Consider the following 19,873-nt stretch of genomic DNA (forward strand, 5'->3'; position numbering starts at 1 on the left):
TGGTTACGGTTCTTTTTTCTTCCGGAAGAACGACAACCCGCCAAAGCCACTGATGATGGCCATGTAAAATCCGAGGTCGTACCAGAATCCTATGTTTTGAACCTCATAAATTCGGATACTGGGATCGCTAAAAATGCTGAAAATCAGCGAAATCGGTGCGATCCATCCGTGCCACACCCCATGTAAGAAATTCGCTGGTTGAGCATCTGAGAAAGCACCTGTATTGGGCATACAACCACTTAATAAAATAGTTGCTGCAAATAAGAGGAATATGGGGGCATATGGGCGTTTCATCGAGATCAGGTTTTAAGATTGAAAAAGCGCCGATTGGGAAATTACGAAATTTCCCCCCGACGTGCTTACAGTTCATCTTGTTGTTACGCCCATTCAGCCACACAGTTGCACCATTTGGTTTGCGCGGCACCAGTTCAATCGGTCATCAATCAACGATTTTAGTGCCTCAATTAGTCATCATCATCGGATCGTCGGATGCTTTTCCGAACGCGGTCTAACTCCCGTGCCGAATCACGCTCCGCGATGGTTTCCCGTTTGTCATACAACTTTTTACCTTTGGCCACACCAATAGCGATTTTAACCCGTTTATTCTTGAGGTACACCGAAAGCGGCACCAAGGTATAACCTTTTTGTTCTTTGGCGCGGGCCATTTTTTTGATTTCACGGCTATGCAATAACAACCGCCGCCCACGAACGGGTTCATGATTAAAGTATTGCCCGCCATGCGAATACGGCGAAATATGGGCACCGATCAGGTAAGCGCCGTCCGACCGAATTTCACAAAATGCATCCTGAAGGTTAATTTTTCCATCGCGAATGGATTTCACTTCGGTTCCGGTTAATACAATACCGGCCTCATATTCATCTTCTATGTGGTACTCGTGCCGTGCCCGGCGGTTGGTCATAATTGTTTTATCGGGCTGAATCTGTTTCGCCATATTGGTTAGGGGCTGAAAGTGGCCTTTTTAGTCTTCTTCGTCCGCTTCGTCGGTCTCGTTTTCTACTTCTATTGAATGATCGGGAGATTGGAAAAACGGGACCTCTGGTATTTCTTCCAATACCGCATGATGAAAAAATGTTTCGATGGTGGCGGTGAGACCAGCCAATGCAAAATCATCTATTCGCCCTGAGAAATGGGTATCCCAGAAATCTTCTTGTGCCTCGTTTTTGGGCTTCACCAAAGGCATCGGCGCATCTAATATGGCTGCAAGCGCTTCCGATTTTTCGACATCCATGGTATCCCTGCGCATGGCCATTAGGCCCCAAATGGTGGGATAGACCGTCAAGTCCATCCATTCCTGACCTAAATCCAACTGATAGGGGGTGTCAGGCACTTCACCAATATTGGGCCATAAAACCGTATCTGCTTTTTCCATGACCTCAATAGCGGTTTCTTCGGTAAAAGGGATAAATTTCGCTTGTACCAAGTAATGTTCTGCAAGCACGATACGGGTCATCAACACTTCTTGTGCGTAGCGCGGATCGAAAGCAACTCTTGTTATTTTATCTAATCCATCGCGAATCAGCAGCTTCATGAAGGGGTATTCCGCCGCCACTAGACCAACTTGCAAGGATACTGTATAGAGATCGGGATCTCGTAATACCGAGAGTGTAGGAATCAATGCTGCTTCCACCTCGTCCCGCATCAACGCCTCATGCGCCAAATACGCCGGAAGCCGTACTACGTGGTGTCCTAAGAAGTCATATGCGGAAGCCAGCCAATCACCCGAAGGCTCACTCCAAATACCAATTGTCATATCTATATCGTTCGTCTTATTTCTTTAGAAGCCCAATACGCGCATTTTTCGGGGCAAGCATACACGCACACCCCGCATTCGGGTTCCACTCCCATGTTTTATTCTTGCCAGAACCATCGGTATTTTTGTTTCCAAAAATCGGATTCTGGACGTTCACGAAAGAATTGCTGGATTGTTTTCAGGGCTTCAACGCGGTTGCTAATAGACAAAAACTCTCCTTTTTCATTCATGCGAACCCCTGCAATAAGTTCGGCCATGCCCAAAAATTCGTCCAGGATGGTCCCTAAACTTTCTGATATAGGCAATGAAAAAATCCCATTATCCGCTGTGTTCATCACCAAATTATTCTGACCGAGGCTGATACTCATAGACTTCAAATCGGGGAATTCTAAAGATTTTCCCAGGCATTGTTTACCCTCAACATCATAATACCGTAGGGATTTATCTCCTCCTTGAATGAGCACGGACTTCCCATCCGGCACAAATGTAACCAATTGCAAACTCATCGCTAACGGGATCAGATGGGTTATTGGTCTTCCGGTCTCCATGTCTCATACTTTCATATTGGCATCGGCATATAAGATGGCTACTTTCGACCCATCCGGAGAGGAAATAAGGAGTAAGATAAAATCGGATCGTCCATTTTTTTAAAAATGACGCACCTCGGCATCCACCCACTCTGATCGGGCTGCATGGGGAGAGCAAATAACCACCAAATAACCTGAATTTTCGAGGGCATTATTTAACCGCTCGCCGAGGTCAGCCGAAGTTGGTAGCTCGTCTTTGTCCCTAAAAATCGGATATAGGCGTTTGGGTACCTCGCCTTCTTGTCCGGCAAATCGGGTACGCAAAGTAGCAGGTATGGTAAAATGCTCCAATGCATGATGCAACCACCCTGCCCATTTGATATCGCGATGACTATAACTAATAAAGGCCCAATACGGAAATTTTTTGTATTGTTCCATGATGATCAGACTATACTTTCGATTATAAGGCAGGCATTTTACAGACTTCCAAACCTATCTTTGCCAATAAAGCTGGAATATTCTTGACGGTATCGGCATCAAGGGACTTCACATGCTCCGACAAATCGTCCCAATGCACCAGATTTTCGTGGAGGAGTAATTCACGGTTTGTTTTTTCTGCAAAACGCCACCCCAAAAGCCAACGGGATGCCATCCAGCGGCGATGTTCTGTTTGTGCCAGTGCCAGCAACCAATCGGGGTTTTCCTGCAATAGCCCAACCCAATCCACTTTTTCCAGCGGCCCGCCCTCTGGTTGCATGACACAACCAAGGGTGGCTAATTTCACCCGAATGTGATCGGCTTGGTGTCGGTTTGCATCCCGGAAATCCTCCTGAAGCGCTGTCCAAGGCTGGTGCGAAGGCGATTCGGGGTTATAGTAGCCATCGCGTTTGGCTTCTTCCAAATAGGATGCATGAATCATACGGGCCAATTCGTCTAAGCTCTGCTGTACAACCATTTCCATCGTGCATCCATTTTCAACCGCCGGAAAGATGAACATTCGGTCTTTCTTTTGGAATACACTACACTCCGAAAGCACATTAGAAACCACTACCTCATGGGGAAACACAGTAACGATGGGCGTTTGCGGAGACAAGCCTACCAATCGTTGGCGCAGAGACAACGCTACTTCTGCACCGAGGGTATCGGTACCCAAGCACAAATAAACAACCGTATAAGCTGGATTGCCTTGTAGCTGTTTTAAGGTACTTTCGTTCAAAACCGTCACATCTACATCCAATGGCCGCAACGACACGATCTGCATTAACTCCGGATATAATGATGACAAAACGGCTACTTTTTCGGTGGCTTTAAAGTCCACAATGGTGATATATAATTTTTCTTGGTGCGGATAATGCCCGGTCAGTATCAATTGATAGAGGAGGTTTCGCCCCATCTGCCCTAAGCCAATGAGTAGAATATGAACAGGTTGGCACGATGACCAATTGATGTCGAAACGTTGGGCTTCAAAAACCATTTTTTCTGGAGGTTGAACCTGCAAAAGAGTCCGGGCACTGGCTTCATAAATATTGAACAAACTGCCTTCAAAACGGTCTTGTGTATCGGTAAAAATCGGATGCCGCCGGAAGATGTGGCCTAAACGGTCGTTATAAAGGTGAATAAATACCCGAACGGGTTCCATTTGTTGAAATGACGGCTCATTGATGTATTTACGGAGTAGGACGGCATTCGCCAAATTTATTTGATCGTCGTCGTCCAACAAAACAATGTGTTTGGCCCACTGGGCACGAACCTTCTGGAGAACATACCGATCCTGGGGGTCGCCTTCTATGCCAATTCCTCCAAGTTTCCATAGCCAACCATCCTCTTCTTCCGAAAGGGCCGTTTTGACAAAAATCACCTTTTTACCATCTTCCAGAAACTCTCTCGCTAATTGTGAGCCCTGCGAGCCAAGCCCCAAAAATACAACATGGTCTTTATAGAAATGGGCCTGCATGGCCCGGATTTCGTTCTGAAAAACCGAAAAAATGGCCTTAGCTGCTGCAAAAACAGGAGGGATAGGGGCCATAAAGCGCGAAATCTGTAACACCAACGGAACACTTGGCCCCATGGGTTCATCTCCCTCAATCACAAAAAACCGCCCAACTTTATAAAAAATATCCCACCATGTCCAACCGATTTCAGATGGATTTAGCCTATAATATTGCCAATAACCAACAAGTCCCAGTATAAAGGCGACCACTGCCATGCCTCCCAGTAACCACCATTCATGATAGTGGAGCCAACGCAATACTCGGTTGATAAATCGTTGTTTTTTTGCCATCAATATCCTAATACAAATCTATTTTCCTATTTTTAATTCCGATACACTTCATAACAATTTTGGCGTACCTTTAAATGTATTCAGAGATCCGATAGACTTCCGCATCAGCACTTCGTCTGCTCCTTCAATCAGAAAATCTTCCAGAACCCCTACTTCTTCGTACCCACGGCGCTCATACAATCTTCTTGCGGCATCGTTGAAGGAAGAAACACACAAGAACACATTGGGTGAAGTCTGAAAGATACGGTTTTCTACATAATCTAGTAGTACCGTGCCAATCCCCAAACTTCGGGCCTCTGGAACCACAAATATGGATTGAATATATCCTTTGAACGTTCCGCACATTTGCAACACCACAAAACCCAACAAAGCACTTTGTACCGAAGCCACATACACTTCTTTTTCACCACCCTGCATAGCAATTTTGCAAGCAGTTTCATCTCTGCCAAGGGAAATCCACGGCTCTGAAGCCGCCATCCATTGTGCGCAACGATCCAATACTTTAGGATCTTTGGTTTGATTGATGGATACAGCAACTTGCATACATTAGCTATGGTTAAACGAACCTACTTTCCAAATCAAGCAATTGCATAACCTGTAAACCTTCTCGTAGTTGTTCCAGCGTTACACTTGTTTGGGGCACCAGATGTACTGTTCTTGAGAGACCCGGCATGAGGGAGAAAAAGTTATCACTCGCGATAAAATCGGCTGTTTCATGTGCCAGCCAAGCCCAAAGCACTGGTTTTTCTGAACGAATAGTCACATCTAACCCTTGGGGTGTTTCCACAGACGTCATCGTGAATATGGCGCGTTCCAGTTGTAGATCCTTGGGCTTTTTCAGGGTGATGACATTTTCCGAAACGATGCTCCCCGTTTCTTCTGCCAAGAGATGCACCACGAGGTTCTGCGCGCCCTCGGCGTCTGCATACAAAGACAACTCCATTTTTTCCAATAAGGTAGCGGATCTTTCAGCAATTCGCTTAGGCAAGGCTCCCTTGGCCAAACGTTTGCCATTTGTGTGATAGACTGTCCAATGGACAACCACTTCGGTGGCGTGTCCTAAGTCGCTTGTCAGATAAATATCCACCGTTTGTTTGGCGGCATCCTCCACACCAGAAACCAGGATGGGTGCAAAAAAGCGCTTGGCGGCATAATGTAGGGCCTTCCAACGTCCTTCAAAGTCTAACGATGCCCAACTGGCAACGGGCCAGCAATCATTGAGTTGCCAATAGAGAGCGCCCATACAACGGGGCATATTACGCCGCCAATGCTCTACGGCATATTGCATAGCAAGCGCTTGTAATAGTTGGCTTTGCCACAACGTTGCATCAAAGTCTTTGGCCTTGCGGAACCACGAATCGGCATATTCCAATATGGTAAAATTGCCACTTACTTTGTTTACAAAACTGCGTTGGTGTACCAACATCACCTCCGAATCCAAACGGCGGTCTTCTGGCTCGGTAAACGTCCGGACGTATTTTGGTTCGGGGAAGGACTGAAACCCAAACTCCGATACAAAACGGTGGAACGAGGTCCGGTACCACTCGAACGGCTCTTTTTTGTGCCATACCGTCCACAAATGGGCATCTCCCGCTCCGGGAAAGTTATGTGTAGAACGGTCTAACGGATTGTGTGGGCTACAGGGCCAATATTGCCGCTGCGGGTCTAATTGCCCCACAACAGCCGGAAGCACCTCATTAAAAATGGGGTCGTAGTCTTCCCAAACACCATTCCAAGCGGTGGGTAGTTTCCCCACCAAACCCGCTTCCAATTCGTTATTTCCACACCAAATGGCAAGACTTGCGCGGTGTCTAATCCGGCGCACATTGTCTGTCGCTTCTTGGCGTACATTATCCAGAAACGCCGGATCTCGGCCCGGATAATTGGCACAGGCAAACATAAAATCCTGCCAGACACACAGGCCCAATTCGTCACAAATATCATAAAACACCTCCTCTTCATAAATTCCTCCACCCCACACCCGAATCATGTTCATGTGTGCATCAGCGGCAGATTTAAGAATGTCGCGATAGCGATCAAAGCGGGTATAAAGGGCATCCCCCGGAATCCAATTTGCACCTTTTGCGAAGAATGGGACTCCATTCGCCTCGAAGTAAAAAGACTCGCCCCATTGATCGCGCTTCCGTTGTAGGCGCAGGGTTCTAAGCCCTATTTTTTTCTCCCATACTTCTGTATTTATGCCATTCAATACAACCCGAACGGTATAGAGAGGTTGCTTTCCCATGCCATTGGGCCACCATAGCGACGGGTTTTTGATGGTTAACCTGCTTTCGACGATATTTTGATGTCGTTCGCCCACGGCAGCGGCCACCAAAACATCTTTTTCCCAAACCTCGATGCGCGCCTCCCCTTCCATTTGGGCCAGTTCGGCAGTCAAGTCCAAAACCACCGCATGTTCCACATGGTGTTGCAGAACCTGCACATCCACAATCCGATTGGTGTATGCGCGAATGTAAATGGGCCGCCAAATGCCAGCGGTGGTGAAGATTGGCCCCCAATCCCATCCAAAATTTGCACTCATTTTCCGCACATAGGCACGACCGGCTTCCTCTGGTGGGCCTTTCCATTCTGGCAGCTTTTTCTCGGCAGTTTTGCGGCGAATATACGGCAGAACAGAATCAAACCGAATCTCCAAGCGGTTATTGACAGGTTTTAAATAGGGTTTTATGTCGAAAACAAATGTTCGGTGTTGGTTTTGGGCATGTCCTAGGACTTGGTTATTCAGAACAATGGTGGCAAAAGTATCCAACCCCTCCAAGACTAATTCTATCACCTCATTTGCCTGCAAGGCAACATCGGCATCAAATTGGGTGCTATATAGCCAGTTTTTTTCCGAAATCCATTGTAGCTTTTTCTCATTGTCGCGGTAAAAAGGGTCCGGTATATGTCCGGCAGCAAGCAAGTCGGTATGAACGGTTCCCGGTACTGTGGCGTGCATCGCCTCTGCTGTCCCGGCTTCTTGCAGCATCCAATTGGCATCTAATAATTGGTGGTACATGTTGAATGAGTGCTGATATACGATGATAAAAAACAAACTAAACAGTTTCACCAACAGAAGGAACTGGAAACTGTTTATGTGCTAAGATACACCAAAGGAGAATGGAGCGTTTAAAAAATCCCCATTCTCCTTTGGTTCATATACGGCAAGAACGCCTCACACATAGGCTTACTCTTTTGTATAACCGTGCCGCTATTTGTACTTTTATTTGCAGAGAAAATATGTCCCCCTGTAATCCAGAAGCAACATGTTACGTCTATTTTAGATTCAAGAACCCCATCCATTCATCATCCCGAATCTCTTAACAATATGAAACAGATTTTTTCATTCTACCTGCTTGTGATAGGATTTACAATGTCTTACGGACAAAAAACACTCCTTCAAGAAGCATTGAACGAAGCAAAATTGGCTGGTTTTAGTGGTGTGGTACTGGTTGCCAAAAATGGAAAGATTGTTATGCACGAATCAGTCGGTATGCGCCGCTACGAGTCCTCGGAGCCTATGGGAAAGCAGGATATTTTTGAGTGGGCGTCTGTCAGCAAGCAATTTACGGCCATGATTATCATGATGCTAAAAGAGAAAGGGAAATTGAGGTATGACGATCCTATAAGTCAATATGTACAAGTTCCTTATTCCAACATCACCATCCGGCATTTATTAACCCACACCAGCGGCCTGCCCGATTATCACGAACTGATGGATCGGCACTGGGACAAGTCTAAAGTGGCAGGGAATCCAGACATTCTTGCGATGTTAAACCGCTATGCACCACCCATCCTTTTTAGGCCAGGAGAACGCTACGAATATAGCAACACAGGTTACGTGCTGCTGGGAAGCATTGCCGAAAAAGCATCGGGCGAGGATTTTGTTACTTTATGCAGGAAATGGATTTTCAAACCTTTAAAAATGACCCAGACAGACATTCGGACCTATTCCGAAAAAGCCCATATCCGCCCGTTTGCAGTGGGCCACCTTCCGGACTCCAGCAAACAATACGTGAATGCCAATAGATTCCCCGCTTCGGATTTTACCCTCTGGCTGGGCAATCGGAAAGGTCCGGGGCGCATCAGCGGAAGTGCGACCGATTTATTAAAGTGGGATCGTGCTTTATACACCCAAAAGTTGGTCCGTCGAGAAACATTAGAAGAAGCCTTTTCACCTGCTCGTTTAAACGACGGAACCGAGATTCCTTATGGCTTTGGATGGGAAGTGTTGAAGGATGAAAAAGGACATAAAGTGGTGCAACATACGGGCGGAAATCCAGGCTATAGTACCATTATTGTTCGATTCCTTGAAACACAAAAAACGATTATTATCCTAAATAACAATGCACATGAATCCATGAATAATTTGGTGTTATCCCTAAAAAGGAATAACAAATAATGGCCTTTTATTTCAATAAATCTATCCTCAGATACCTAATGAATTTGTTCACTACTTTTTTATAAATTAAAAAGGCAATCGTTTTTTACGGTTGCCTTTTCGGTTATTCTTCTGCGTTATGCTTTCCTTTAGAAAACTACGGTCTTTTCAACCAAAATCTCACCTCGTTTTACCTTTACAACCACCTGATCTCCTTTATTGAATTTCCCTAAAGCGGCCATATAATCTTGAACCGTTTCAATCGGTAGGTCACCGAGTTGCAAAATCACGTCACCTTTTTCCAATCCGGCTTTTTGGGCTGGCCGGTCTTCCATCACGCCATCAATGCGCAATCCAACGCCATCAAAAACATAATCGGGCATTACACCAAGAGATACTTTAAAACGGTTAGCTTGTGGTTGCTCATCTTTTGTTTTGGTAAAAGCCAATTTCCCTTTTGCATCCAGATATTTGACCAAAGACGAGATGTATTCGGCCACTTCCTGAATTCCTGTATAATTAATCCACTCACTATCATCACTCGGTTTGTGATAGTCGGCATGTTGCCCGGTAAAAAAGTGGAGTACAGGAATGTCTTGTAAATAAAAAGAAGCATGATCGGATGGCCCAAGACCACTTTCAGAAGTCTTGATTTTTAAATCCGTGTTTGGAACACCTGCAAGCGCCGAAGCCCAAGCAGGAGAAGTACCAGCACCATTAACAGCCAGCACTTTCTCTTCGTTCAAACGTCCTACCATGTCCATATTAAACATATAATTGACCTTTTTTACGTCTATGGACTTTGCTTCAACAAACTTTTTTGATCCGATGAGGCCCAATTCTTCCGCAGAAAAAGCCAAAAATAAATAATTATTTTTCTTTAGCTTAGACTTTTTAATTGATTCTGCTACATACAAAAGAGCAGCCACACCCGAAGCATTATCATCTGCTCCGTTATGAATAGCAGGCTCGCCAGTATTACGGGAATTGCCTGCGGTTCCATACCCCAAATGATCGTAGTGCGCCCCAATCACCACAGTCGTTGTCGCTTTATTGTCTATATAGCCTACCACATTTTTACCCATTCGGCTTTCACCAACACCTGGACTATGTGGGTTGCTATTGAAGGTAAATGAAAAAGTCTGAAACCAACCTCCCCCATCCCCTTTAGGTTGTAAACCGATGGCTGCAAAACGTGCTGCGATATAATCCGCCGCGAGTTCCTCGCCTTTTTTACCGGCTTCACGCCCCTCTAACAGGTTAGAAGCCAAATAGACCACATCCACTTTCAATTGGCGTAAAGCATCAGCAGAAGGCTGTGCCCATGTAGGGACAACCAAAAACGCATAAAATATACCTAAAGCAATTCTTTTTTTCATTTCTCACCTTATATATTTATTTGAAGGAATATCACAACACATTAAAGCATTTTCTAAAATATAGTTCTCTAAATAGCCGTGAAATTATACCCTTCGTCTAAGCTCCTTTTTATAATCCCCGATGTTTGGCCATTGAGACCTTCCAAGCACCCCGAATGTCCCCCATTTTATAGCCTGTGGCCTGATCCGCCGGATAGCTTGTGGCAAGTAAGGCCTTAACTTCTGGCTTTATGTCCGCTTCTGGATTTCCATGACACTGCAGACAGGTGGGCATTCCAATTACAATCGGTTTGTAATAGACATATTGATCTGCTTCGTCTTTTAGAAGAGGTTGCGCCTTATCTCCTTTCTGAATAGATTTAGACCATTGTTCTATGACTGCCAAATCGTTTTCATTGGCCTTATTTTTAGGGTTGCGGTTTCTATCCGAAATCCGTTGAACCTGCACTTTAAAATGCGTAGCCAACGAATCGGTAATAGACATGGCCTTGACGCTACAAAAAGCAGCTGCTTTTGCCGGGCCGCCATCCTCCAAGCGTTTCAATAGTGTTTTTACCAGTACCGATTGGGTAGTAGTCGCTACCGAATCCCCTAACTGTTCAAAGGATTTTGTGTGGGTTGCAAACGCCACCGGAGAGGGCTTCTCGGTTTTACCACAGCCCAGTATCAAGAGAAAAAGGAATACAGAATACTTATGCATCTTCTTATGATTTGGTTCGGTCCAAAATACCAAAACAACACTTGTTATATCATAAAGATACAAGGAGAATTGAACTACTATTCAAACATTGACAGACCTAAACATGTCATTTTTCGTGAATACACAACCAAATCTTTAAACAGTTTTTTTAAAGCTAATGATCCTCTACCCTATACGATATTGTTTTTTGCTCATTTGTACATGGCTATCAAGAAGAAGTTTTTGCGAACTAACGACCTACTTTTTCAATCTACAGTCCACAAATACTTTTGAACACCTTAAATGATAGATTTTTTGCGATTATTCTTTTATATTGCCTCCATCACTGTTCTTCAATTTCAATAACCCAAACTACAAGTAAGAATGAAAAATTTATTACCAATCTTTTTACTTTGCTTTTGTGCCCTTCCCGCTTTCGCAGGCTATGGTTTTGATGGGCATAATCCGTCAACGCCAACGACAACCCCGTCGAATTCTAATATGCTACAGAATACCGACTCCGGCACCGCATCCAGTACCATCACAGGTGGATCTACGGCAAAAGTCTATGCCAATTTTCAATATGATACCTCAGGAAAAACCGTTTACATTGCTTATACAACAAACGGAACAAATCCTTCTAAAACAACTGGAACGAATTCAGCATGTACATTTCACCTTTTTGATGCTCCTGACCGTACATGGCTATGCACCATTCCGGCACAAAGTAGTGGCGTCACCGTAAAATATGTCATGTATATTAGTGATTCGGGTTTATCTTCGGCTTGGGGGCGCTTGGCCACAGCTTCAACGGTGCAAACCTCTTGGACAGAAGGAGATAGTGCATTTTCTTATACCGTTCAGGCGGCCTTGTCCATCGCAGCGATCACAAATTTTGAAGCGAGTACGACGAACAATGATGTCGTCTTGTCTTGGGAAAGTCGGTCTCCAAGCATTACCCTGAGTATCCAGCATTCGATGAACCAAACCGATTGGACCGATTTAGAAACCGTTGGATCCGGCCTTACTCATTTCACAGCCAAGAATGTGGTTGTTGGTACCCATTATTATCGCCTCAAAGCGGTTGGGCAAGGCTTGGTGAGCTATTCAAAGACATTAGCCGTTACGGTAGAAGTGCCAGATCAATACATTGTCTATCCAGCATACCCGAATCCGTTTAATCCTCAGACGACGCTTGGCTTTGCCACGGCCACCCAGCAATTTGTTCACGTCGAAGTGTTCAACGCTGTGGGTCAAAAAATTCAAACGTTATTTCAGGGCATGGTAGAACCCAACACGGTAAATCAGGTTTCCTTTAAAGCGGAAGGCTTATCCAGTGGTGCATACCTCGTTCGTATTTCTGGAACAAACTTCATCCACACCCAAAAATTAACGCTCGCCAAGTAACCCCAAAGGCATAACATACACCTACAAAAGAGAGGCTGTCTCAATCTGAATTTATGAGACAGCCTCTCTTGTATGATTTCATCTTAATCAGCTTAAAACATCCCTAATAGCTTATTTTTCATCACCTGAAATTCCTCGTCACTTAAAAGCCCCTTATCGCGCATGGCTGCCAAACGTTCTAACTTTGAAATCAGGTCTTCTGGTTCAGCATCTGAGGGACCTTTTGTGGCTTCTTTAGGTTGAGGGGCCTGAGCAATGGGGGTTTCCGTTTCCACCACTTCAAAACGCGGGTCTTTCTTTAGGACTTCCTCTTCTACAGCAGGCGTGACGGCCTCTTTTCCACCATTCCGCCAACTCTTAATCTCTTCTTGCCACTCATTTACTTTTGACTTGCCCTCTTCATATGCCGTTTCAAAGGCTTCTCTGGCGGTTTCCACATCAAAATCGGCAATATCCCCATCCTCTTCCAAACGAGTAATAAACACCTGACCGATGCCATAGGTGGTTGCACCAGAAAGCGCCGACATAGAAAGTCCACCCAAAACGGAACCCACAAATGGAATGGCTTTTACAAAACTCGCACCAATCGCCGAGAGACTGGTTCCGGCAAGCGCAGTCACCCAACTTTTGCCGACATTGTCGTTATAATCAACGTTGTAAAGCCCACAAAGCTGTTTTAACATATCCAATTGAACAGCTGTAACAGCGGCAAAATCTACCAGAGGCAATGGAATGAGACCGCCCCCAGCGGCATAGATGGTATGCGTTTTAACGATATCCTCGGCACGTTTTAGACGATTACTCATGAAGAGAAAATTTTGAAGTTATGAGATTAAAAAGATATGGATGCGAGTACGTCACAAAGTTCAACTGGTTACACCCAAAGCCAAGAACAAATCTTGGAAAAACGGCTCCATCTCGTCAAAGTGGCCACTATCCCAACTTCCCGGACAGATTTTGCGCATATTCACCGCCACCACATTCGCTCCAGACGCCATCCAAGGATCAATGCCTTCCTTACTTGCCGGAACGCCTCCAGACACCATGACCGGAATTTTTTTCCAAATTGTCCGCAACGCTGCCAAATGTGCCGTCCCTACCGTAGGGCCGGGGAATAATTTCACCATATTTGCACCCAGATCAATGGCCGTCTGTAACTCGGTAGGGGTCAGAAAGCCGGGGATCCAGTACACGTCAGAAGATGTACACACCTTCCCTACCTCGGCAGAAATATGGGGTGAAACCACAAAATTAGCCCCTTTTCCTATAAAGCGCACCGCATCAAGGCGATTCATCACCGTCCCGACTCCTAAAAAAGCCTGCGGGCATTCGGCTTTTCCCACAGAAACCAAGGCTTCAAAGGTTTCTATGACTTCCGGCCCTCGGTTGAGAAGTTCAAAAAAGCGTAACCCTCCCCGATAGGCAGCGACCATCATATCGCAGCAGGCTTGGGTATCTGGGCTATAAAAAGTACCGACCACAGGGTGTCGTAATAAGTTTGGCTGGAGTTCGGAAGCAGTCATTGACAGAAAAAGAAAATACCTAAAAAGACAAAATACCACCCCACTAACCATCAGGCAACCCCAAATGCATAAAAAGGCATTCCATCAATTTTCCTTGTACCTTTGGTGGAACCCCATCGCGAAGGCTAATTTCATCCAATGAATAATCATCCTGCCTCCCCCCATACCATTCCAGCATTCTTCCAAAATGGCATCGTAAACATGGCCTTAGCAGCCTTTTCTTTTGCCTTAATGGGTGCAAGTGCCAAATGGCTCGGCAACCGACTTCCTTCGGTAGAACTGATGTTTTTCAGGAACATTATTGGCGTAACGATTATCAGTGCAACCATTCTACGACGCCCACTTCGACAAACGGGCGGCAAGCCGGGATTACTTGTATTTCGGGGTATCGTCGGCACACTAGCCCTTTTTGGTTTCTTTTACAACCTGACCCATATCCGTCTGGCGGAAGCCAATACCTACAACCTGACCTATCCCATTTTTATCGGATTGATCAGCGCCCTTTTTCTTGGAAACCGGGTTTCTTTCCGCCAATGGATTCACATTTTATTAGGTTTCATAGGTATTTTATTCATATTTCGTCCTAATTTGGATATTTCGCTTAAAAACCATCTTTTAGGTTTATGGAGCGGGCTGGGGGCTGCCATCGCTTATCTTTCCATTAACCAACTACGCCATTATTATGACCATCGTGCAACTGTACTGTCCTTCATGGTATCAGGTATCGTTCTGCCCGTCATCGGCACATCCGTGGGCCGGATATGGTCAATGCCTGCTTTAGACTTTTTGATGGCCCCTTTTATTTGGCCATTGGGACAGGAATGGGTGTTTCTCCTTTTTTTGGGATTATCAGCAATGATGGGACAAATTTTTGTAACCCGCGCCCTCAGTTTGGGCAATCCGGCGGTGGTTGGCCCCATCAATTATCTTCAAATTCCATTTGCCATCCTATTTGGCTTGTTCATGGGAGACGCTTTTCCGGATGAATTGACACTTTTTGGCATTGGTTTGATTGTCTTCAGCGGCATTCTGATTACAGCGCATACTTTTTCGATTCCCAAGATGCCATAAGCCATAAAAAAACACCGCCCAAAACCGAAGTCTCAGACGGTGTTTATCACCCTTTTCCATTATTACCAAACATTTTTAAGAATCAGTTTTTGGCCTTATTGGCTTCTACGGTGATGGTAAATTCAGTTTCCGCATACTCGCCGTCGTTGTCTTCGGCAGAGACACGCACCCTTGCGGACCCCGGAACACCTGCCACCACGTACAAAAAACCATTCCGGACATAAGCATCAGCCACTGAATTATTTGTACTACGTGCATCGTAATACAATGTGCCGCCACCTGTATGAACGAAAACTTTAGGATTGGCGATCAAATCCCGGCTCCAAGCTTCGGCGCGTCCAAGAACGATATTGGGGATTTGATAGTTCACCACCGGATAACCATTGTCGTAAAATGACTGATCGCATGCTGAAAATGAAAGCGAGATCAGTACCACAAAGGTAGAAAAAGTGAGGGGGCGAAATACGTTTTTCATGGGAGAAACTCCAGTTTTGCTTCAAGATTGATGTCGGAGGATGGATTTATTTTTTCTTATTGCGAGTACTGTGCCAAAAATGAAACAGGGCCTAAAAGACCCCATTTAGGCCCCATACATTGGCCCACTTGTCTAATCTATCACGCGACCTGTCCATTATTATATACGCAATAACTGTTTTGTTATTCTGCTGTCATATAAAGTGTGGGGAGGCCCGTAATCTCAGCTTCAAGCACATCCCCTTTCCGAATAGCCCCAACGCCTTCCGGGGTTCCGGTATAGATCAAGTCGCCGGGTTCCAAGGTAAAGATGGTAGAAGCATAAGCCACCAGCCTTGCAACCGAAAAGATCATGTCTGCGGTATGACCTTTTTGTCGTACTTCGCCATTGATCTTTAACGAGATAAACAGGTCTTGCGCATCAGGCACCATATGGGCCGCCACAAAATCACCGATGGGGGCAAAAGTATCAAACCCCTTTGCCACCGACCAAGGAGCACCCGCTTTTTTGGCCCGCGCCTGAAGGTCACGCGCGGTCATGTCTAAACCTACGGCATATCCAGACACATGCGCGAAGGCATCGCCTACTGGAATATTTTTCCCACCCTTTAAGAGCGCCACCACCAACTCAACTTCGTGATGCACTTCCTGTGATTGTGCAGGAATAATGATTTGTCCCCCACTGCCAACCAAACTGGTAGCAGGTTTTAGGAAAATCATGGGTTCTGTTGGTACGGCACTTTGCATTTCTTTTGCATGTTCGGCGTAATTGCGTCCGATACAAATCAGTTTTCCGGGACGGATGGATTCCGAAAAGCCGGGAAGATTAATCTTCATGAGATTCTCCATTTAGGTTATTGAACAACTTTTACGAATACTGTATCTTAATGAGCTATAAAATTCGCGTTTCACCTGGCGGGCAGACGAAACAAAATACGTTTCTAACGCTCCCGCGCTAAACAAGGTTTAAAAAATATGTACGCAATCGTAGAAATTGCCGGAAAACAGTATAAGGTCCAAGAAGGTCTTAAATTGTATGTTCCGAAAATGACGGCTGAGCCTGGAGATGCCGTTTCGTTTGATCAGGTTTTGTTGGTATCGAGTGAGGCAGGTGTACAAGTAGGGACTCCTACTGTCGCAGGGGCCTCGGTTTCCGCTGAAGTCGTCACCCATGTTCGGGCAGACAAAGTAATTGTATTCAAGAAAAAACGTCGTAAAGGGTATCGGGTTAAAAATGGCCATCGTCAGCCATATACCCAAATTGCCATTCAGGCAGTTACTGTATAACCCGGTCTTCTTCTCAATTTTTAAATCAGGACTTGATCATGGCACACAAAAAAGGTGTAGGTTCATCCAAAAACGGCCGCGATTCCAACCCCAAGATGTTGGGCGTTAAGGCATTTGGCGGTCAGTTTGTAACCGCAGGCAGCATTATTGTCCGTCAACGTGGCACCAAATTCCATCCCGGTTCTAATGTGATGCGAGGAGGCGATGATACGCTTTTTGCCACTTCGCATGGCACAGTACGCTTCACCATGGGTCAAAAGAACCGCAAGTTTGTTCATATTGATCCGATTGCCGAAGAAGCCACTGCATAATGGCCCCTTCTGAGATGATAACGCCTGTCCAATCTTGGATGGGCTTTTTTTTTACCGAACACCACGCTGATTATTTTGAACTTTGGGTAGTGCATAGCTGTGATGCCTTCACTGGCTTTTGAATGCCATGGCAGCAAAAACAATTTATCTGTGTCCTGATATGAGGCCACCTTGTAGTTCCAAACAGAATACTCCATCTTTGGCTACGGAATTTTTGTAAAAAGCGGTTTTCTCGTTGTATTTTCTGGGTGATTCCTTGCTCAAACCATCCAATTCCCACATGAAGTACACGCTCTTTTGGTGCATGATTGCATTGGCCCAGACGGCGAGCGCCCAACGCCTGCCCTACCCCGAAACCCGCAAAGCAACACAAATGGATGATTATCATGGCACGATGGTGTCGGATCCCTACCGCTGGTTAGAAGATGACCATGCAACCGAGACGGTCGCATGGGTAGAAGCTCAAAATCGGGTCACGTTCGATTGGCTCGGCAAAATTCCCGTCCGGGAGACAATTAGGACACGGCTTACCACTCTGTGGAACTACCCACGCTTTTCCGTGCCGTTTATGGAAGGCGGGAAGTATTTTTACGCCCATAATACCGGCCTCCAAAACCAATCCGAGTGGTTTGTACAAGATCGTTTAGATGGCCCAGCACGTAGCCTGATCAACCCCAACGATCTTTCGGTGGATGGAACGGTTGCCCTCAACTTTATTGCCCCCAGCCGCAATGCACAACTCGTGGCCTATTCCACCAGCAAGAGTGGCTCCGACTGGCAGACCATCCGTGTACGGGATGTATCTAACGGAAAAGACCTACCAGATCTAATAGAGTGGGTCAAGTTTAGTGGTATTTCTTGGGCAAAAAATAACACCGGATTCTATTATAGCCGTTACGACCGTCCACCCGAAGGAAGTGCCCTCCAAGCTGTCAATAGCAACCAAAAAGTCTATTTCCATAAAATGGGTACGCCGCAAAGTGATGACGTCTTGGTATATAGCCGCCCCGATAAGCCTTTTTGGGGCTTTGGTGCAACCGCAACCGACGACGGCAAGTTTTTGATTCTGAATATTTGGGAAGGAACAGATCCGAAGAACCGGATTTATTTTAAAGACCTGACCCACCCAAATAGTGAAGTCAAACCCCTCTTCGACGCATTTGATGCCCGTTATAACTATATCGCCAATCGTGGAAATATATTCTACTTCACCACTAATTTACAGGCACCCAACAATAAACTTATTGCATTGGACATTCGGAAGCCCAATGCCAAGTTATGGCGGACGATCATACCGGAAGGGAGTTCGGTAATGGAGAATGTTTCGCTCATCGCTGACCAGTTTGTGGTACAAACCCTCCAAGACGTAAAAGCCCAGCTTTCTCGGTATAGCCTTTCTGGACGGCTATTGGCAATGGTTCCATTGCCCGGTATTGGTACAATATCTGGCTTGAATGGCCAAGAACGTGGGCGCGAAATGTTCTTTGCTTTCACCAGCTATACCGCCCCAGCCACCATATATCGTTTTGACTTCAACCTTTATCGAACCACCGTTTTCCGCGCACCTAAAGTGAGTTTTAACCCTAACGACTACGAGACGAAGCAGGTTTTTTATACCTCGCAAGATGGTACACGCATCCCCATGTTTATCAGTCACAAAAAAGGAATGGTCCTGAATGGGCAAAATCCGACATTACTCTACGGATATGGGGGCTTTAATATCAGCATGAAACCCGGCTTCTCTGTCAGTAACCTTGCTTGGCTGGAAATGGGTGGCGTATATGCAGTAGTCAATTTGCGGGGTGGGAATGAATACGGCGAACACTGGCATCAAGCGGGCATGTTGCACCGCAAACAAAATGTCTTTGATGATTTTATTGCCGCCGCCGAGTTCTTAATTGCCCAAAAATATACTTCCACACCTAAACTGGCCATTCATGGTGGTTCTAATGGCGGTTTGCTGGTGGGAGCAGTGGTGAACCAACGCCCTGAACTTTTTGGCGCAGCGATCCCAGCAGTAGGCGTGATGGATATGCTCCGGTACCATAAATTTACCATTGGCTGGGCCTGGGCATCAGAATATGGTCGTTCGGACGATAAAGAGGCCTTTAAGACGCTCTATGCCTATTCCCCCTTGCATAATATCCGCTCTGGAACCGCCTATCCAGCGACGCTCATCCAAACTGCCGATCACGACGACAGGGTGGTTCCCGCGCATTCCTTTAAGTATGCCGCCGCACTCCAAGCAGCACAAGGGGGAAGTGCCCCCATCCTACTACGTGTCGAAACCAAGGCCGGGCATGGGGCTGGGAAACCAACGGCAAAGATCATTGAGGACGAAGCAGACAAATGGACTTTTTTAGTTAAAGTATTGGAAATGAAATACTAAGAAACTGGTTTGACGAGTTGAAAGGCCTTTTCTACATTGAGAGGGCTTTTTATTTCGTGAGTTCAAGAAATAGAAAGCCGTTTATCCCGTTTACGATCAAACTGAAAAAGCCTTTAAGGGCAAGCTATCGAGCATTGCAGAAATTGAGCAATGAAAACAAGCCGCAGCCCCTACAATTTTTCGAGAAGGATGTAAGTTCAATAAAAACAAATAAATAAAAGAATATTGCTATGATATCTAAAGTAGGTTATTAAGTACATAGACAAAATTAGCTTCTATTAAGTACGCTGTGCCAATTAGTTTATGTTAAGCATTTTACAAAATGGATTCCCGTTTTCGCGAGAGCGACGTACTTGGCACTTGGCACTTAAAAACCCTTCATGCCTAACTTG

The 19,873-nt window shown here is 45.6% G+C and carries 20 protein-coding genes; 6 read left to right on the plus strand and 14 right to left on the minus strand.

From position 1 onward, the window contains the following. Window positions 1-3: 3 nt before the first annotated feature. The 8 genes from JNN12_17360 to JNN12_17395 form a co-directional block, all read right to left on the minus strand. Window positions 4-294, minus strand: coding sequence for a hypothetical protein (locus JNN12_17360; protein MBL7980108.1), 291 nt, complete (start codon window positions 292-294; stop codon window positions 4-6). Between the two features lie 170 nt (window positions 295-464). Continuing rightward, entirely contained in the window at window positions 465-953 is a 489-nt protein-coding gene (smpB, locus tag JNN12_17365; GenBank protein MBL7980109.1) for an SsrA-binding protein SmpB, read from the minus strand. Between the two features lie 27 nt (window positions 954-980). Then, window positions 981-1,772 carry a hypothetical protein gene (locus JNN12_17370; protein MBL7980110.1) on the minus strand — a complete coding sequence of 264 codons (792 nt, stop codon included), beginning with the start codon at window positions 1,770-1,772 and terminating at the stop codon, window positions 981-983. A gap of 98 nt (window positions 1,773-1,870) precedes the next feature. Further along, window positions 1,871-2,278: a hypothetical protein gene (locus JNN12_17375; protein ID MBL7980111.1), complete on the minus strand. Its 408-nt coding sequence runs from the start codon at window positions 2,276-2,278 to the stop codon at window positions 1,871-1,873. A gap of 141 nt (window positions 2,279-2,419) precedes the next feature. Continuing rightward, window positions 2,420-2,737, minus strand: coding sequence for a toll/interleukin-1 receptor domain-containing protein (locus tag JNN12_17380; GenBank protein MBL7980112.1), 318 nt, complete (start codon window positions 2,735-2,737; stop codon window positions 2,420-2,422). Between the two features lie 22 nt (window positions 2,738-2,759). Then, entirely contained in the window at window positions 2,760-4,580 is a 1,821-nt protein-coding gene (locus JNN12_17385; GenBank protein ID MBL7980113.1) for a hypothetical protein, read from the minus strand. Window positions 4,581-4,628: 48 nt separating this feature from the next. Further along, window positions 4,629-5,123 carry a GNAT family N-acetyltransferase gene (locus JNN12_17390; protein MBL7980114.1) on the minus strand — a complete coding sequence of 165 codons (495 nt, stop codon included), beginning with the start codon at window positions 5,121-5,123 and terminating at the stop codon, window positions 4,629-4,631. A gap of 13 nt (window positions 5,124-5,136) precedes the next feature. Beyond that, the gene (locus JNN12_17395; protein ID MBL7980115.1) at window positions 5,137-7,599 is read right to left on the minus strand and encodes a glycoside hydrolase family 2 protein; all 2,463 of its coding nucleotides are present in this window, start codon (window positions 7,597-7,599) and stop codon (window positions 5,137-5,139) included. A 309-nt stretch (window positions 7,600-7,908) separates the two neighbouring features. Between JNN12_17395 and JNN12_17400 the strand changes: the two genes are divergently transcribed. Continuing rightward, on the plus strand, window positions 7,909-8,982 hold the full coding sequence (locus JNN12_17400) for a beta-lactamase family protein (GenBank protein ID MBL7980116.1): 1,074 nt from the start codon (window positions 7,909-7,911) through the stop codon (window positions 8,980-8,982). A gap of 128 nt (window positions 8,983-9,110) precedes the next feature. Here the strand turns inward: JNN12_17400 and JNN12_17405 are convergent, their stop codons facing one another. Further along, complete coding sequence (locus JNN12_17405; GenBank protein MBL7980117.1) at window positions 9,111-10,241, minus strand: M20/M25/M40 family metallo-hydrolase; 1,131 nt, start codon at window positions 10,239-10,241, stop codon at window positions 9,111-9,113. A gap of 208 nt (window positions 10,242-10,449) precedes the next feature. Next, entirely contained in the window at window positions 10,450-11,040 is a 591-nt protein-coding gene (locus JNN12_17410; GenBank protein MBL7980118.1) for a DUF3365 domain-containing protein, read from the minus strand. A gap of 363 nt (window positions 11,041-11,403) precedes the next feature. On the opposite strand from JNN12_17410, the gene JNN12_17415 reads away from it, so the two are divergent. Then, complete coding sequence (locus tag JNN12_17415; GenBank protein MBL7980119.1) at window positions 11,404-12,426, plus strand: T9SS type A sorting domain-containing protein; 1,023 nt, start codon at window positions 11,404-11,406, stop codon at window positions 12,424-12,426. Window positions 12,427-12,518: 92 nt separating this feature from the next. Here the strand turns inward: JNN12_17415 and JNN12_17420 are convergent, their stop codons facing one another. Both JNN12_17420 and JNN12_17425 read right to left on the minus strand, forming a co-directional pair. Continuing rightward, window positions 12,519-13,232 carry a DUF697 domain-containing protein gene (locus tag JNN12_17420; GenBank protein MBL7980120.1) on the minus strand — a complete coding sequence of 238 codons (714 nt, stop codon included), beginning with the start codon at window positions 13,230-13,232 and terminating at the stop codon, window positions 12,519-12,521. Between the two features lie 60 nt (window positions 13,233-13,292). Further along, the gene (locus JNN12_17425; GenBank protein MBL7980121.1) at window positions 13,293-13,949 is read right to left on the minus strand and encodes a bifunctional 4-hydroxy-2-oxoglutarate aldolase/2-dehydro-3-deoxy-phosphogluconate aldolase; all 657 of its coding nucleotides are present in this window, start codon (window positions 13,947-13,949) and stop codon (window positions 13,293-13,295) included. 138 nt (window positions 13,950-14,087) lie between these two features. Here JNN12_17425 and JNN12_17430 point away from each other — a divergent pair, with 138 nt between their 5' ends. Further along, window positions 14,088-15,020 (plus strand): DMT family transporter, encoded by a 933-nt coding sequence (locus JNN12_17430; protein ID MBL7980122.1) that lies wholly within the window; start codon window positions 14,088-14,090, stop codon window positions 15,018-15,020. 82 nt (window positions 15,021-15,102) lie between these two features. On the opposite strand, the gene JNN12_17435 is transcribed toward JNN12_17430, so the two are convergent. Then, window positions 15,103-15,495 carry a hypothetical protein gene (locus tag JNN12_17435; GenBank protein MBL7980123.1) on the minus strand — a complete coding sequence of 131 codons (393 nt, stop codon included), beginning with the start codon at window positions 15,493-15,495 and terminating at the stop codon, window positions 15,103-15,105. Between the two features lie 182 nt (window positions 15,496-15,677). Then, window positions 15,678-16,331, minus strand: a complete 654-nt coding sequence (locus tag JNN12_17440) for a fumarylacetoacetate hydrolase family protein (protein ID MBL7980124.1) — start codon at window positions 16,329-16,331, stop codon at window positions 15,678-15,680. A gap of 138 nt (window positions 16,332-16,469) precedes the next feature. Between JNN12_17440 and rplU the strand changes: the two genes are divergently transcribed. From rplU to JNN12_17455, 3 genes are all read left to right on the plus strand, one after another. Then, a complete protein-coding gene (gene rplU, locus JNN12_17445) occupies window positions 16,470-16,781 on the plus strand; it encodes a 50S ribosomal protein L21 (GenBank protein ID MBL7980125.1) in 312 nt (103 codons plus the stop codon). A gap of 38 nt (window positions 16,782-16,819) precedes the next feature. Beyond that, entirely contained in the window at window positions 16,820-17,092 is a 273-nt protein-coding gene (gene rpmA, locus JNN12_17450; GenBank protein MBL7980126.1) for a 50S ribosomal protein L27, read from the plus strand. A 280-nt stretch (window positions 17,093-17,372) separates the two neighbouring features. After that, on the plus strand, window positions 17,373-19,481 hold the full coding sequence (locus tag JNN12_17455) for a S9 family peptidase (GenBank protein ID MBL7980127.1): 2,109 nt from the start codon (window positions 17,373-17,375) through the stop codon (window positions 19,479-19,481). Window positions 19,482-19,873 lie beyond the last annotated feature (392 nt).

The organism is Bacteroidetes Order II. bacterium, from assembly GCA_016788705.1.
Lineage (GTDB): Bacteria > Bacteroidota > Rhodothermia > Rhodothermales > UBA2364 > UBA2364.